We start from the raw sequence: 14,744 nt of genomic DNA, 5'->3' as shown, positions 1-14,744 counted from the left end.
TGTTAGTTAGACAGCATATTTATTAAAAAATTGGCTAATATCGGCGACTTCTTCGGCGCAGACCTCGTGCTGCATAGGATAGGTATGATGCTCGACCTGGTAGCCAAGTGATTGTAAATGCTGTAATGATTGCTCTGATAATTGCAAAGGTACAATGGGATCCATGGTGCCGTGGCACATTAAAATAGCGGTGTCATGATTGGCTTGGCTAAATTTATCGCTTTGATCGGCTAGAGGTAGATACCCAGAAAGCGCGATTAGACCGGCGAGTTTTTGGGGATAGCGTAAACCACTCAATAAAGTCATCGCTGAGCCCTGAGAAAAGCCAGCAATAAAGATTTTTTCGGCAGCAATACCATGGGCAATCTCTTGTTCGATCAAATGATGAATCGCGGCCATGGACTCGAGTAAACCCTCTTCATCCTCGCCTGTGCGGATACCATTGAGAGATTTAATATCGTACCAACCGCGCATTTGCATGCCGTTGTTGGCGGTGATGGGACGCACCGGCGCATTCGGAAAAACAAAGCGCAATTTAATATCATCATTAAGCTTGATATGTGGGATGAGGGGCACAAAATCATTGGCATCTGCACCTAATCCGTGCATCCAAATCACACTATGACTGGCATTATCGATGCTAGCACCGGCTTCAATAGTCTCGATAGAATTAGCGGTTTTAGTCATTGTTTGTCTCCATGGGTTTGAGGGTTTTGAGTTGTTGAAATAAGGCCCGATAGGCTTTGCGTTGTGGATCTTGATTAGCGCTCAGTTGTTGATTGTGTTGTTGCTCCTTGCGTGCCGCACGGATTAAATTGCGTAATTCTTGGATATTCTCAACCTGATAGTGTTCAATCACTTGGGTCAGATAACTGTCATTTTCAAGCAAGCGATCGCGCAATAATTCCAAACCATGGAAGTGCGCGTTTTGTTGTTCGGACGTGTTGTTCCACTGACTAATTTTTTCTTTGAGGGCGTCTACGTCTTCGTCACGTAGCAATTTGCCGACATACGCTGTTTGGCGCCGTTTACCCTCACGACTGGTAATTTTTTGGGCTGTTTGCACGGCCTCTACACAACTTTCAGAGAGCGGCAGTTGCGATATATTGTTCGCTGGAAGCGCTATGATGTCTTTGGCGAAATCTACCAAAGCATGCATTTCACGTTTGATTTGCGATTTGCTAGGACGATCATAAACCTGATCAGTGTCTTCTTCTGGGCTGTGTTGGTACGGCGACATGGTTTTTACGTTATAGTTTTGAATACTCAAATATGATAACTTGTAGGCTTCTTGCAAAGCAAACTAGCCTGCTACCACCGTATTATACGTTTTATACAATGACTGAAAAACCAACCGATTTTCAACAATTAATTGATTATGTTTTACAACAAGCCAAGACGCTGGGCGCCACAGCGGCAGCCGCCGAAGTCTCCGAGAGTTCTGGCTTGTCAGTAAGTTGTCGCAAAGGGCAACTAGAAACGGTTGAGCGCAATCGTGATCGTGGCCTTGGTATCACCGTTTATAATGGCCAAAGTCGTGGCTCAGCCTCAAGCTCAGATTTTAGTCAAGAGGCGCTGACGCAAACTGTCCAGGCCGCTTGGAATATAGCGCGTTATACCGCCGCCGATGAGGCCGCGGGCCTCCCCGATGCCGCAGATCTGGCCACGGAGTTTCCGGATCTTGAACTCTATAAACCTTGGGACATTGACCCAGACCAAGCACTACAAATTGCCCTCGAAGCCGAAACGGCCGCCCTGGAATACGATCAAGCGATTAGTAATTCCGAAGGCGCTCAAATTAATACCCATCAGGGCCGTTTCCTAATGGGCAATAGTCTGGGGTTCAGAGGGGGCTATGCCGATACCCATCATAGCTTGTCGGTGTCTGTTATTGCGGGTCAGGGTAGTCGTATGCAAAGAGACTATTGGTATAGTAGCCACCGCTATCCCGAACGCTTAATGGCTGCCAAAGACTTAGGTCAATATGCCGCCAAACGAACCATGGATCGGCTCAATGCCAAACGTCTCAAAACAGGTAAATATCCTGTCTTGTTTGAAGCGCCGTTAGCGATTGGTCTCATTGGCCACCTGACCCAAGCCATTAGTGGTGCTGCTTTGTATCGTAAGGCTAGCTTTTTATTAGACGCCCTTCAAACCTCGGTCTTTGCCGACCATATCAGCATTCTCGAGGATCCGTTTATCAAGGGCGCTATGGGCAGTTCAGCTTTCGACAGCGAGGGGGTTCGTACCCGTAAGCGTCAGTTGATCGCACAAGGTGTCCTGCAAGGTTATCTACTATCGAGCTATACCGCACGTAAATTGGGCATGCATACCACTGGTAATTGTGGTGGGTCGCATAACTTAGTACTGCAATCGAGTTTGACGCAGGCCAGTGATAACTTGGCCGCGATGCTCAAAAAAATGGATCGTGGCTTGCTAGTAACCGAACTGATCGGGCAGGGCGTTAACTACGTGACTGGTGATTATTCGCGAGGTGCTTTTGGTTACTGGGTAGAAAATGGCGAAATCCAATATCCCGTCCAAGAAATTACTATTGCAGGCAATCTCAAAGAGATGTACCAAAATATCGCCGCCGTGGGCGCAGATACCCTGACACGTGGCTCCAAAACCAGCGGTAGTATCCTGATTGCAGAGATGCAGGTCGCGGGTCAGTAGGTGTTGTCCTATGTGCTGGACGGATGTTGTGCTGTTCGGATTCTGTTAGCCTTGTCGCTTCCAGGACTAACGCCCCCTATACGGCCCTAAATGCTTGTACTCAGAGGCAGCGGCAGCACCGACCCAGATCCGTAATAATCCTCTAAGTCACTGATTAAACTGTTGTTTTTTGGGACTTAAATAAGTAGATCACGCTATAAATTTATGCGTTTAGGTGATTTTGTGGTAGAATGTTAGGCTTACTATTTGGTACTGTTGCTTTGCTTTTAGGAGTAGTTTAGGAGCAAAAACGCATAATAACAACATGGCCAAGTAGTTGTTTTTAAATATTTTTATTAGGATTTATATCATGAAGACTTTTGTGGCAAAACCCCATGAAGTCAAACGTGAATGGTTTGTTATCGATGCAAAAGGCAAAGTCTTAGGACGTGTGGCCAGCGAAGTTGCACGCATTTTGCGCGGTAAACATAAACCTGAGTACACTCCTCACGTTGACACTGGCGACTATATTGTAATTATCAATGCGGCCGATCTTGTTGTGACTGGCAACAAATTCGAAGACAAAAAATACTATCGCCACTCTGGCTATCCTGGCGGCATTTACGAGACTAACTTCCGTAAAATGCAAGAGCGTTACCCAGGTCGTGCTCTAGAAAAAGCCGTCAAAGGCATGTTACCTAAAGGCCCTTTAGGCTATGCCATGATCAAAAAACTAAAAGTGTATGCGGGTAGCGAGCATCCACATGCAGCTCAACAACCGCAAACACGGGAAATTTAAGGATAAGCTATGATTGGTGAATGGAACTATGGCACTGGCCGCCGCAAAACTTCAGTGGCCCGTGTATTTATCAAAAAAGGTACAGGCAATATTATTGTTAATGGTAAACCTGTAGATCAATTCTTTGCTCGTGAAACTGGCCGCATGGTGGTACGTCAACCCCTAGAATTGACCAAACACTCCGAAGATTTTGACATCCAAGTCAATGTTCACGGTGGCGGTGAAAGTGGTCAAGCTGGTGCAGTTCGTCACGGTATTACGCGTGCCTTGATCGATTACGATGCCTCACTCAAACCTGAACTCTCTAAAGCAGGTTATGTGACTCGTGATGCTCGTGAAGTGGAACGTAAAAAAGTCGGTCTTCGCAAAGCACGTCGTCGCAAACAGTTCTCCAAACGCTAAGCGTATCTGGTTTATTGTTCTGCAAAACCACCTGTGTTTACAGGTGGTTTTTTTGTCCCTAGTGGGCATCGTATAAAGCGATGGCCGCCTTACAATTTAGTAAAATGACAGGACTTTTGGGATAACACTAAAACATTCAGACATCCGGGATGGCTGAATGACACCCACAGGGCGTCACTCAAGGAATCAATATGAGTCACTCAAAGATCAATGTTGCCATTGTTGGAGGCACCGGCTATACCGGTGTAGAGCTGCTACGCTTATTGGCGCAGCACCCAAATGTATCGATTAAGGCGATTACCTCAAGACAAGACGAAGGAATGGCAGTCGCGCAGATGTTTCCCAACTTACGCGGGATGATTGATCTGCAATTTACGAATCCAGAGCAGACGCCTTTGCACACCATGGATGTGGTGTTTTTTGCGACCCCTCACGGTGTGGCGATGTCACAGGCGCAGCGCTTAGTAGCGCAAGGCGTAAAAATCATTGATCTCGCCGCTGATTTTAGATTACAGGACAAGACGGCCTTTGAACGTTGGTACAAAATGCCGCATGCTTGTCCTGATGTCCTCAAACATAGCGTCTATGGCTTACCCGAGATTAATCGTGATAAGATTCGCCAGGCTCAAGTCGTGGGTAATCCAGGCTGTTATCCGACGACGGTGATTTTGGGCTTATTGCCTTTGCTCGAAAAGGGCTTAATTGCCCCCCAAGGCATCATTGCGGATTGTAAATCCGGGGTATCAGGTGCGGGTCGCAAGGCCGCGGTCGCCAATTTATTCCCAGAAGCTTCCGATAACTTTAAAGCCTATGGCGTGAGCGGACATCGTCACCACCCAGAAATCACTGAGCAGCTCTCAACGATTGCTAATGAACCGGTGGGCCTGACCTTTGTGCCACATCTCGTGCCCATGATTCGCGGCATGTTTTCAACGATTTATGTGCAGCTACGACAAGTGCATTCTGCTCAGGCAATTCAGCAACTCTTTGCGCAACGCTATGCTCAAGAGGCCTTTGTGGATGTTTTAGCGGTTGGCGACGTGCCACAAACCCGCACGGTGAGAGCCTCTAATTATTTACGCATTGCCGTACAAGTACCTAATCCAGATAACCGTACCTTAATTGTGATGGTGGCTCAGGACAATCTCGTCAAAGGCGCTTCTGGACAAGCGATTCAGAACATGAATGTGATGTTTGACTTGCCAGAAACTACTGGTCTAGCGCATATAGCGGTATTGCCATAGAGGCGTTTGAGTATGATTGCACGAGTTTCTTTACTAGCCTTGGGGATTGTGATTGGCGCTGGCGCGACGTATTATTTTGGGTCTCAGGCGCTGCAGCGTCAGCAGATCCATCAGCAGCAAGTTACGCAAGATCAAATTGATCATGCCATACGTCAGGCGCATATCAATCAAGAAGCATTGCAGAATAAATACAATGACTTGCATGCCAAATCTCTGCTCGATCAAGTGACCATCGAGCAATTACAAAATGAATTAACGCATAGTCAAGATGAACTCGATCAAGCCAAAGAGCAACTGGCGTTTTTTCAGGAGTTAGCACCTGCCAGTTCTAATAATCGCATCAGTTTGCGCGGTTATAGTGTCAAACTGCAGGGTCAGCGCATTCAGTTTAAAGTGCTTTTATCCCAAAATGGTAATCCGCTCAATCACTTTAAAGGGCGTCTGCAGTTTATTGCCCATGGTCAGCGTGAGGGTAAGGCGGTCGATCTGGCCTTATACCCAGAAGTCCAGGAAGGGCAAACCTTGATTGCGACCGATGCCCCCAAGGATCAACAACCGCCCGCGCTAAAGCCAGTGCAAGACTTGAAAAAAGACGATCTTGCCCCCATATTAAACTTAGATTTTGAGCGTATTCAACGTAGCGAGGGGCTTCTTGTCGTCCCCGATGATTTCCAAGTACAACAAATCACTCTCAAAGTGCTAGAAGGCAATAGCGTCTTGCTTAGCCAAACCCAAAATCTTGATGCGGATACACCCTAAAAGCATCACCCTCATGCATAAAGCTTGACACCATACGCTACACTATCAATATGCTAAAATTAAACTGAGACAGCTCAGTTAATCATTACAATAAATTCATTTTATCTTTAGGTCACTGTATCTGACCGGGAGTACACAATGGCAAACACTCACACTGTAGAATCTGTTGATTTACAAGAACCCCCTAGTCCTTTAATCTTTACCGATGCCGCTGCCGCCAAGGTTAAAGATTTACTCGAAGACGAGGGTAACCCAGACCTCAAATTACGTGTCTTTATTCAAGGTGGGGGTTGCTCAGGTTTCCAATATGGATTTACTTTCGATGAGGTCATCAATGATGATGACACCACGATTGATAAGTCAGGCGTCCAACTCCTCGTAGATCCGATGAGTTTTCAGTATTTAGTCGGTGCTGAAATTGACTACAAAGAGGACATTGAAGGCGCACAATTTGTGATTCGCAATCCAAATGCTACGACGACTTGTGGCTGCGGCTCTTCTTTCGGTGTCTAATAATCCACCCTTCCGCATAGCCTAGCGGCTCATCACAGTTTAATAGACTGACCCCCACTATAGAGATATAGCTGGGGGTTTTGCTTATTTAGGATACAAGCAACCCGCAATAGTGGCGTGACGGGCGCCCGTGATCGCTGGCGTGCAAACGGCTTGCCTTTCCGTAAAGGCTTTGGCTAGCCAGGCGAAAGCCAACGCCTCCATGGCCTGGGGATCAATCCCTAGTCGGGCACTCGACTGCACCGCCACTGAGGGTAAGGCGCTTTGTAAAGAAGCCATTAAGGCTGCATTTTGTACGCCACCACCAAACACAATTAATTCTTGCAAATCCATGTCGTGGATCGGTTGGCAGATGCTGCTAACTGTGAGCTCTCGTAGGGTTGCCTGTATCTGTGCGGCACTGAGAGGCGCCGCCTTGTGTGCTTGAAACTGCGCTAATCTATGTTGCAGCCACTGTAGATTGAATAAATCACGACCGGTGGATTTTGGGGGCGATAGGGCAAACCAAGGCTCTGATTGCAGCAAAAAATTAAGCAAATCGGCATTGGGCTCAGCGCTGAGTCCCCACCGCCCTGATTGATCATAAGCTTGGCCAGTGTGTTGGTAGCACCAGGCATCCATCAACATATTGCCAGGTCCTGTATCAAAGCCAGAGACGGCCTGTTGCGGCAGTAAGAGACTGAGGTTAGCAATGCCACCTATATTGAGTAAGGCGCGGCGCGATTCATTGCTGAACACGGCCGCATGGAAGGCTGGTACCAATGGTGCACCTTGGCCCCCTGCTGCAATATCACGACTCCTAAAATCTGCAATGACATCAATACCACAGATTTCGGCTAACAAGGCAGGCGCGTTGAGCTGCACCGAAAAGCCTAGCTCTGGATGGTGCCTAACGGTTTGACCATGAGCTCCGATAGCCACGATTTCTGAGGTCGTGATCCCAGAGGCTTGAAGCAATTGCTGCACCGCTTGCGCATATAGCTGCGTGAGTTCTTGGGCCGCCATATAACTGCGTTGCAATTCATTGTCACAGAAATGATTGAGAGCGAGCAAATCCTGTCTGAGTGGCAAGGGCATAGGGATAGACGCAAATTCAATCACTTTGGGGATACCTGTATTAGTGTGAAAAAGCGCTAAAACAGCATCGACGGCGTCGGTACTGGTGCCCGACATCAGACCAATGTAATACGGCTTTTGATGGCTCATAAAATCCCTTGTTTTTGCAGCAATTGCGCTGTAATCTAGTGGATAAACGTTTATTATAGTGACTAGATTTTTTCTGTCCAAAGCATTAGTATATTTTAATTATGAGCGATAACGAAACCCATTTAAATCCATCTTCAGACACATCCAACAGCTCAGCAGACGTCGTCATTAGCGATATTGTTAAGGACGAGATGCGTACTGTGTTGCGCGGTTGTGATGAGCTTATCGTGCAAGAGGATTTTATGCGCGCCATGCAAGTGAGCAAGAACAATAACAAACCATTGCGCATTAAATTAGGCCTGGATCCCACGGCTCCCGATATCCATTTAGGGCACACCGTAGTGCTCAACAAAATGCGGCAACTTCAGGATTTAGGTCATCAAGTGATTTTTTTGATCGGTGATTTTACCGCGGCCATTGGTGATCCAAGTGGTCGTAATGCGACCCGTCCGCCGTTGACCCCCGAACAAATCGAAACCAATGCCCAAACGTACTATGCCCAAGCAAGTATGATTTTGGATCCCCAAAAAACCGAGATCCGCTATAACTCCGAGTGGTGCGACAAACTCGGGGCTCGTGGACTGATTCAATTAGCCTCGCGCTATACCGTAGCACGTATGATTGAACGGGATGATTTCACTAAGCGCTATAAAGGTGGCATTCCAATTTCGGTACATGAATTCCTCTACCCTTTATTGCAGGGGTATGACTCTGTCATGTTACAGTCCGATTTAGAGTTGGGCGGTACTGATCAAAAATTCAATTTATTAGTCGGTCGCGAGCTCCAAAAAGAATATGGCCAAAAACCACAATGCGTTTTGACCATGCCTTTACTCGAAGGTCTGGATGGAGTCGACAAAATGTCCAAATCCAAAAACAACTATATCGGCATTAAAGAAGACCCCAATAGTATGTTTGGCAAAATCATGTCAATATCAGATGATTTGATGTGGCGCTACTATGATTTGCTGTCCTTTAAGTCCGTGGATCAAATTGCGCAACTCAAGATCCAAGCTCAAGAAGGTCGTAATCCCCGTGATATCAAGGTTGAACTGGCCCAAGAAATCGTCGCCCGTTTTCATAATCAAGGGGCGGCTGATCAGGCCCTACAAGATTTTGAAGCGCGTTTTCGTCAAGGTATCATCCCCGAAGATCTGCCTGAGATTAAATTAGGTCAGGGACCCTTTACTATGATCCAAGTTTTGCGTGACTCAGCGCTAGCGAGTTCTGGCTCAGAAGCCTCACGCAATATCCAACAAGGTGGCGTCAAAGTTGATGGCCAAAAAATCGCTGACAAAACACTACAATTAAGTACCGGTAGTTATGTGGTGCAAGTGGGTAAACGCAAAATCGCGCGGGTTATTATCGATTAAGAACTCATTTATAGGAGAATGCAATGAAGCTTACCAGTCAATCTATACAACAAGGTCAAGCCATCGACCCCAAATACGCTTTTGCTAAGCAGGACCCCGAAAGTCATGTCGCATTGTCCGATAACATCAGCCCACAATTCAGCTGGTCCGATTTGCCAGAGGGCACCCAATCCTTAGTCATGATTTGCACCGATACCGACGCACCTAGCGTGGCCGACGATGCCAATCGCGAAGACAAAGAAGTGCCTGCTGATTTGGAACGTGCCGAGTTCTATCACTGGGTGCTCATCGATATCCCTAGTAGCACGCAGGAGCTTGCCGAAGGGGAGTTCTCCAAAGGAGTGACCCCCAAAGGTAAGCAGGGTCCGGCCGCACCTAATGGCTTACGCCAAGGTTTAAATAATTTCACACAATGGTTTGCGAATGATCAGGACATGAAAGGTGAGTATTTTGCATATGATGGTCCTTGCCCGCCATTTAATGACTCACTTGTGCATCATTATCACTTCACTCTATATGCACTTGATATTCCTAAAGTCAATGTAGAGGGCAGTTTTGATGCTCCTAAGGTATTAGAAGCAATCAAGTCTCATGTACTCGCACAAGATACGATTACTGGTACCTATACGCTTAACCCACGTTTATCTTAACTTTTTAATTTTCAAGGACAAATAATGTTTTTACGTGAGAATACCTTAGACAAAGTTGATCCAGAATTATGGAGCGCCATCAAAAAAGAGGATCAACGTCAAGAAGATCATATTGAGCTCATTGCCTCAGAGAACTACACCAGCCCAGCAGTTATGCAAGCCCAAGGTTCACAACTAACTAATAAATATGCCGAAGGTTATCCGGGCAAACGCTATTACGGTGGTTGTGAGTATGTCGATATTGTCGAGCAATTAGCGATTGATCGTGTCAAGGAGTTATTCGGGGCTGAGTGCGCGAATGTTCAACCTAATTCAGGCTCTCAAGCCAATCAAGCCGTTTATCTTGCTGTACTCAAACCCGGCGATACCGTATTAGGTTTAAGTCTAGCAGAGGGGGGACACCTAACTCACGGTGCTTCTGTCAATGCTTCAGGTAAGTTGTATAACTTTATTCCATATGGTCTCAACGACAAAGAAGAAATCGACTACGAGCAAATTGAACGCCTAACCAAAGAGCACAAACCTAAGCTTATCGTTGGTGGTGCATCGGCTTACTCTTTACGCATTGATTTTGAGCGCATCGGTAAAATCGCCCACGACAATGGCGCCTTATTTATGGTCGATATCGCTCACTATGCGGGTTTAGTCGTTTCTGGTCAATATCCTAACCCTGTCCCGCATGCAGACTTTGTGACGACAACTACGCATAAATCTTTACGTGGTCCGCGTGGTGGCGTGATTCTTACTACCGCCGAGTTCGAGAAAAAAATCAATTCTGCCATTTTCCCGGGTATTCAAGGTGGTCCACTAATGCACGTGGTCGCTGCCAAAGCCGTGGCCTTTAAAGAAGCCTTAGCGCCAGAGTTCAAAGAATACGGTAAACAAGTGATTGCTAATGCCAAAATCATGTCAGAAACCTTGGTTAAACGGGGTATTCGCATTATTTCTGGACGCACTGAAAGCCACTTAATGTGCTTGGATTTACGCTCCAAAAACATCACTGGTAAAGATGCCGAAATCGCGCTAGGTAAGGCCAATATTACTGTCAACAAAAATGCAATCCCTAACGACCCAGAGAAACCGTTTGTGACTAGCGGTATTCGTTTAGGAACGCCAGCGATTACGGCGCGTGGTTTCAAGGAAGCCGAGGCGGAATTAGTGGCGAATCTTGTGGCGGATGTCCTAGACAATCCAAACGATGAGGCTAATCTCGACAAAGTACGTAAACAAGTATTAGAGCTCACCGCTAAATTACCTGTTTATAAATAATCGCTCATAGGGCACCCGTTAAGCGACGGGTGCCCTGATACTTTGTGACATGAAGTGTCCTTTCTGTGGTCATACCGAAACGCAGGTGATCGACTCCAGGGTAGTCGAAGAAGGCAGCGCTATGCGGCGTCGCCGTCGCTGCACGTCTTGTGATAAGCGTTTTACGACCTTTGAACGGATTGAGCGTAGTATGCCCATGGTAGTGAAACGCAATGGCACTCGTGTTGAATTTAATCTCAACAAAATCCACGACAGCATGCGTTTAGCCTTGCGTAAACGCCCAGTGTCTGCCGAGAAATTCGAAGCGGCCCTCAGTCGCGTGCAAGATAATCTTTTTAATCTAGCCACCAAAGAAGTCAGTACAGAGACGATAGGCGCTTTAGTAATGCAAGAATTACAACAACTGGATGCCGTCGCTTATATTCGCTTTGCGTCGGTGTATCAGAGTTTTGAGGACATAGAAGAATTCTTACATGCGATTCAAACCATGCGCCAAACCTCCTCAAGTTCGTCTTCTTAACCGCTATTTTCTATCTACTTCGTTCCTTTTTAACGCCTCAGCGATTTTATTATTCATGGTGCCTTAGGTAGCGCTTTTTGACCCTATGCCAAGCTCTTATTTCAGCGATCAAGACCAACAATATATGCAGCTAGCTCTCGCCTTGGCTGAGCGCAATCGGCATATTACGACGCCTAATCCAGCCGTCGGTTGTGTGCTCGTGAAAGCACAGCAATGTGTGGGGCAAGGAGCCACGCAAGCTGTAGGCGGATCTCATGCCGAGATTTGTGCTTTAAAGGAGGCTAAGACTCAGGGACATGATGTCGCTGGCGCCACGGCCTATGTCACCTTGGAGCCATGCAGCCATTTTGGACGCACGCCCCCTTGTGTGGATGCGTTAATTGCAGCAGATATTCGTAAAGTCGTCATCGCTTTACTGGATCCTAACCCTTTGGTGGCAGGCCGCGGTGTCCAACGTCTGCAGGCTGCAGGGATTGAGGTGCAATATGGTTTGTGCGCAGAGCAAGCGCTACAGCAGAATCTTGGCTTTATGTCAGCGATGACGCGCCAGAAAGTTTGGTTGCGTAGCAAAATCGCCAGCTCTTTGGATGGACAGGTGGCTTTAGTCAATGGGGTTTCGCAGTGGATTACCGGCGCCTTGGCTAGGACAGACGGTCAGCGCTGGCGTGCCCTTAGCTCGGTTGTCTTAACCGGGATTGGCACAGTATTGGCGGATAATCCTTTACTCAATGTGCGAGATATTGTCACCCCACGCCAGCCGCTACGCGCGCTTATCGATCGTCGTTTTCGTATAGCACCAGACTGCCGGCTCCTAAATGGCGATGAGGTCTTAATTTTTGTGGCCCCCGCATATTACGACAAACAAAAGGCGCAGATGTTAGAGGCCCATAACGCCAAGATTTTATGTGTTTCCGAACATGAGCAAGGTTTAGATTTACACGCCGTATTACAATCCTTGTATGAGCGTCAGCTGTATGATGTTCACCTAGAAGCGGGCCCTCGGTTAAATGCCGCCTTCCTGCAGGCGGGGCTTATCGACGAAATCATCCATTATCAAGCGCCGACTATTCTCGGGCCTGGTCAGAGTATGATGGCACTTGAGGCAAGGCAACGCTTGCCCGAAGACCACGAATTTGCCTTTATCAAGAGTCAATTGGTGGGGTCGGATCTGTGTTTACAGCTACGCCATGTGGCTTCGTGGCAAGACCTAAAACAACGTGCCTTAGGGGCAATACACAAAACATAAAAAGAGAAGTCAATGTTTACTGGAATTATTACCGCTATTGGTCAGATTGACCAGGTCACCCCATTAGGAACCGATCATAAAAGTGGTGTGAGGTTGCGTATTCAGGCGCCTAATTTTGATTTAAGCACCACCAAGATCGGCGATTCGATTGCCATTCAAGGTGCCTGCATGACGGTAGTGCAGTTACACGCTGCTGGTTTTGAGGTCGAAGTCTCTCGCGAAAGTCTCAATAAAACCACCGGTCTCGATAAACCTGGTCCAGTTAATTTAGAGCCGGCTATGCGCTTAGGCGATACGTTAGATGGTCATTTAGTAGCGGGGCATGTGGATGGTTTGGGCCAGGTCTTAGCGATCAATCACGTAGGTGAATCCACGCAATTGCGCGTTCAGGTACCTGCTGAGCTGGCCAAATACCTAGCCTATAAAGGTTCTATCGTCATTAATGGGGTAAGTCTGACCGTCAATGCCGTTGCGGATAATTCAAAAGGTTGTGAGATCAGCATCAACTTAATCGCCCACACGCTAAAGGCCACGACCTTGCAATTTTTGCAGCAGGGACAAGCCGTCAATTTAGAGATTGATCTCATTGCAAGATACGTGGAAAGAATGCTACAATATCGGGCTTAGCTTTACAAAAAAGGATTGGTGGCCGAGTGGCTGAAGGCGCACGCTTGGAAAGCGTGTATACGGAAACGTATCGGGGGTTCGAATCCCCCTCAATCCGCCAAAATCTATTTGTCTAAATCCCACCGCATAATTTTTCCCCACATTCGTTATCCCTGCACATCAGTTATCCCACTATATGAGTTAGCGTCAATCAGTGTTTTAAGCGGATGCAAATTTAAAGGCGCTTTTCAAGGGGCTTATTGTCTAATAGTTTTGATATCGTTTTTATCTGGAAGGGCTCAACTTAATGAATGTTTGGGTATTTTACTGCCCTTACAGCCTAGCGCTCTATTACAGTCCATCAAATTACAGTCCACCAAAGCCTTGATCACTTAGCTCTGACTCATTTTGTTTCTTTATAAGAAGGGCCGAGGCGGTGCTCACATAATTTTTTAGCAAGAAAAAACGAGCTTGGCGCATATCTGTCAATTTTTTGATTAAGGATATCAAGTAGTAACGCCCAGAAAGCCTACTCGGCGCTAAATATAAGCATTCTACAGCGAAGACAGTCGTGTTATGTGCGGACTCGAGTGGATTGCCAACAGAGTATAGAGCCCAAACAGACCATGGCGGCGCCTTTCCAAAAAGAAAATGGCAATGGCGTGCCGAGTACCAAAGCGGAAAGGGCAGAGGAAATCACTGGGATGAAATAAGAGGCACCGGCCATAATTGTCATATTGCCATGCAGTATGCCGACATTCCAGGCGGCATATCCAAAGCCCATAGCACAGGCGGCTAACGCTAAATAGCCAATGGCTGAAAAGCTGAAATGCATGGGCTCACCACCCATCAAGAAAAATTTGCACCACAAAGCCAGAGCCGTCAACATAATAAATAGGGTCACGCCATTCTGACCTTTTGCCATGCGAATAGTAATCACACAGTAAGTCGACCAAATAATAGCCCCAATAAAGGCCATGCCATAACTTCGGGGGTTGTCTTGAATGTTAAGCAGCATGCCTTTAATATCTAAGCCCTGATCACCCCCTAAGACCCAAGCCACCCCCGTAATGGCCACAAAAAGCCCAGGAACGAATAGCCAGCTAGCTTTTTGTTTATTAAATAAAATGGCAAATGTCATGGTCAGCGCTGGCCACAAATAATTTACGATGCTAACTTCGATGGCTTGGCGATTGCTATGCGCGTAACCAATAGAAAGTGCTAAGCATAATTCATAGCTGACAAATAACACGCTGCCAATCAGCAAATAAGGGCGTGGCAAGGTACGTAGTCGAGGGCGGCCCAAGGTAAGTAGTAGTAATAAAAAGGCACCACTATAAATCATGGCCGCCCCACCTGTAGCGCCCAGATAGGCACTAGCCCCTCGAAAAGCCCCTACAATTGTGCTCCATAATAAGATGGCGGTTAATCCAATGATCGTGGCTTTATGTTGCGTCATTTGTTGTCGTTATTAGGTGAAAAGGTCTTTGGGTAAATGGCGA

General features: G+C 46.9%; 16 protein-coding genes and 1 tRNA gene. 13 read left to right on the top strand and 4 right to left on the bottom strand.

Annotated elements, in window-relative coordinates; translation table 11 throughout:
* Positions 1-6: 6 nt before the first annotated feature.
* Together Q335_RS0101665 and yjgA are read right to left on the bottom strand one after the other, a co-directional pair.
* On the bottom strand, positions 7-687 hold the full coding sequence (locus tag Q335_RS0101665) for an alpha/beta hydrolase (protein ID WP_028357143.1): 681 nt from the start codon (positions 685-687) through the stop codon (positions 7-9).
* Entirely contained in the window at positions 680-1,270 is a 591-nt protein-coding gene (yjgA, locus tag Q335_RS0101660; RefSeq protein ID WP_342664083.1) for a ribosome biogenesis factor YjgA, read from the bottom strand. Before yjgA ends, Q335_RS0101665 begins: the two co-directional genes overlap by 8 nt.
* Before the next feature lie 68 nt (positions 1,271-1,338).
* Between yjgA and pmbA the strand changes: the two genes are divergently transcribed.
* From pmbA to erpA, 6 genes are all read left to right on the top strand, one after another.
* The gene (gene pmbA, locus Q335_RS0101655) at positions 1,339-2,676 is read left to right on the top strand and encodes a metalloprotease PmbA (protein ID WP_028357141.1); all 1,338 of its coding nucleotides are present in this window, start codon (positions 1,339-1,341) and stop codon (positions 2,674-2,676) included.
* Between the two features lie 349 nt (positions 2,677-3,025).
* Entirely contained in the window at positions 3,026-3,454 is a 429-nt protein-coding gene (rplM, locus tag Q335_RS0101650; RefSeq protein WP_028357140.1) for a 50S ribosomal protein L13, read from the top strand.
* A 9-nt stretch (positions 3,455-3,463) separates the two neighbouring features.
* Entirely contained in the window at positions 3,464-3,856 is a 393-nt protein-coding gene (gene rpsI / locus Q335_RS0101645) for a 30S ribosomal protein S9 (protein WP_028357139.1), read from the top strand.
* Between the two features lie 191 nt (positions 3,857-4,047).
* Complete coding sequence (argC, locus tag Q335_RS0101640; RefSeq protein ID WP_038369208.1) at positions 4,048-5,100, top strand: N-acetyl-gamma-glutamyl-phosphate reductase; 1,053 nt, start codon at positions 4,048-4,050, stop codon at positions 5,098-5,100.
* A 12-nt stretch (positions 5,101-5,112) separates the two neighbouring features.
* A complete protein-coding gene (locus Q335_RS0101635) occupies positions 5,113-5,859 on the top strand; it encodes a DUF6776 family protein (protein ID WP_028357137.1) in 747 nt (248 codons plus the stop codon).
* A gap of 138 nt (positions 5,860-5,997) precedes the next feature.
* Complete coding sequence (erpA, locus tag Q335_RS0101630) at positions 5,998-6,372, top strand: iron-sulfur cluster insertion protein ErpA (protein ID WP_028357136.1); 375 nt, start codon at positions 5,998-6,000, stop codon at positions 6,370-6,372.
* Between the two features lie 84 nt (positions 6,373-6,456).
* On the opposite strand, the gene Q335_RS0101625 is transcribed toward erpA, so the two are convergent.
* Positions 6,457-7,578, bottom strand: coding sequence for an anhydro-N-acetylmuramic acid kinase (locus Q335_RS0101625; RefSeq protein ID WP_028357135.1), 1,122 nt, complete (start codon positions 7,576-7,578; stop codon positions 6,457-6,459).
* A gap of 191 nt (positions 7,579-7,769) precedes the next feature.
* Between Q335_RS0101625 and tyrS the strand changes: the two genes are divergently transcribed.
* The 7 genes from tyrS (at position 7,770) to Q335_RS0101590 (ending at position 13,363) form a co-directional block, all read left to right on the top strand.
* The gene (gene tyrS, locus Q335_RS0101620) at positions 7,770-8,951 is read left to right on the top strand and encodes a tyrosine--tRNA ligase (RefSeq protein WP_425393501.1); all 1,182 of its coding nucleotides are present in this window, start codon (positions 7,770-7,772) and stop codon (positions 8,949-8,951) included.
* A 23-nt stretch (positions 8,952-8,974) separates the two neighbouring features.
* Positions 8,975-9,601 (top strand): YbhB/YbcL family Raf kinase inhibitor-like protein, encoded by a 627-nt coding sequence (locus Q335_RS0101615; protein WP_028357133.1) that lies wholly within the window; start codon positions 8,975-8,977, stop codon positions 9,599-9,601.
* A gap of 24 nt (positions 9,602-9,625) precedes the next feature.
* Positions 9,626-10,870: a serine hydroxymethyltransferase gene (gene glyA / locus Q335_RS0101610; protein ID WP_028357132.1), complete on the top strand. Its 1,245-nt coding sequence runs from the start codon at positions 9,626-9,628 to the stop codon at positions 10,868-10,870.
* Positions 10,871-10,919: 49 nt separating this feature from the next.
* Positions 10,920-11,390 (top strand): transcriptional regulator NrdR, encoded by a 471-nt coding sequence (gene nrdR / locus Q335_RS0101605; RefSeq protein ID WP_028357131.1) that lies wholly within the window; start codon positions 10,920-10,922, stop codon positions 11,388-11,390.
* 85 nt (positions 11,391-11,475) lie between these two features.
* Positions 11,476-12,636 carry a bifunctional diaminohydroxyphosphoribosylaminopyrimidine deaminase/5-amino-6-(5-phosphoribosylamino)uracil reductase RibD gene (gene ribD / locus Q335_RS0101600; protein WP_028357130.1) on the top strand — a complete coding sequence of 387 codons (1,161 nt, stop codon included), beginning with the start codon at positions 11,476-11,478 and terminating at the stop codon, positions 12,634-12,636.
* Positions 12,637-12,648: 12 nt separating this feature from the next.
* Positions 12,649-13,263, top strand: a complete 615-nt coding sequence (locus Q335_RS0101595; protein WP_028357129.1) for a riboflavin synthase — start codon at positions 12,649-12,651, stop codon at positions 13,261-13,263.
* 12 nt (positions 13,264-13,275) lie between these two features.
* Positions 13,276-13,363 (top strand) — tRNA-Ser (locus Q335_RS0101590).
* 453 nt (positions 13,364-13,816) lie between these two features.
* Here Q335_RS0101590 and yddG read toward each other — a convergent pair.
* Positions 13,817-14,701 (bottom strand): aromatic amino acid DMT transporter YddG, encoded by an 885-nt coding sequence (gene yddG, locus Q335_RS0101585; protein WP_028357128.1) that lies wholly within the window; start codon positions 14,699-14,701, stop codon positions 13,817-13,819.
* Positions 14,702-14,744: the final 43 nt, after the last annotated feature.

The organism is Brackiella oedipodis DSM 13743, from assembly GCF_000621025.1.
In the GTDB taxonomy this organism is placed as follows: Bacteria; Pseudomonadota; Gammaproteobacteria; order Burkholderiales; family Burkholderiaceae_B; genus Oligella; species Oligella oedipodis.
Note: the sequence above shows the minus strand (reverse complement) of the source record. Positions and strands in the feature narration are given on the sequence as shown.

Bases quoted from the DNA above. Each gene is read 5' to 3' on its own strand.
- Q335_RS0101665 (WP_028357143.1), bottom strand. From the start codon at position 687: ATGACTAAAACCGCTAATTCTATCGAGACTATTGAAGCCGGTGCTAGC.
- pmbA (WP_028357141.1), top strand. From the start codon at position 1,339: ATGACTGAAAAACCAACCGATTTTCAACAATTAATTGATTATGTTTTA.
- rplM (WP_028357140.1), top strand. From the start codon at position 3,026: ATGAAGACTTTTGTGGCAAAACCCCATGAAGTCAAACGTGAATGGTTT.
- rpsI (WP_028357139.1), top strand. From the start codon at position 3,464: ATGATTGGTGAATGGAACTATGGCACTGGCCGCCGCAAAACTTCAGTG.
- argC (WP_038369208.1), top strand. From the start codon at position 4,048: ATGAGTCACTCAAAGATCAATGTTGCCATTGTTGGAGGCACCGGCTAT.
- Q335_RS0101635 (WP_028357137.1), top strand. From the start codon at position 5,113: ATGATTGCACGAGTTTCTTTACTAGCCTTGGGGATTGTGATTGGCGCT.
- erpA (WP_028357136.1), top strand. From the start codon at position 5,998: ATGGCAAACACTCACACTGTAGAATCTGTTGATTTACAAGAACCCCCT.
- Q335_RS0101625 (WP_028357135.1), bottom strand. From the start codon at position 7,578: ATGAGCCATCAAAAGCCGTATTACATTGGTCTGATGTCGGGCACCAGT.
- tyrS (WP_425393501.1), top strand. From the start codon at position 7,770: ATGCGTACTGTGTTGCGCGGTTGTGATGAGCTTATCGTGCAAGAGGAT.
- Q335_RS0101615 (WP_028357133.1), top strand. From the start codon at position 8,975: ATGAAGCTTACCAGTCAATCTATACAACAAGGTCAAGCCATCGACCCC.
- glyA (WP_028357132.1), top strand. From the start codon at position 9,626: ATGTTTTTACGTGAGAATACCTTAGACAAAGTTGATCCAGAATTATGG.
- nrdR (WP_028357131.1), top strand. From the start codon at position 10,920: ATGAAGTGTCCTTTCTGTGGTCATACCGAAACGCAGGTGATCGACTCC.
- ribD (WP_028357130.1), top strand. From the start codon at position 11,476: ATGCCAAGCTCTTATTTCAGCGATCAAGACCAACAATATATGCAGCTA.
- Q335_RS0101595 (WP_028357129.1), top strand. From the start codon at position 12,649: ATGTTTACTGGAATTATTACCGCTATTGGTCAGATTGACCAGGTCACC.
- yddG (WP_028357128.1), bottom strand. From the start codon at position 14,701: ATGACGCAACATAAAGCCACGATCATTGGATTAACCGCCATCTTATTA.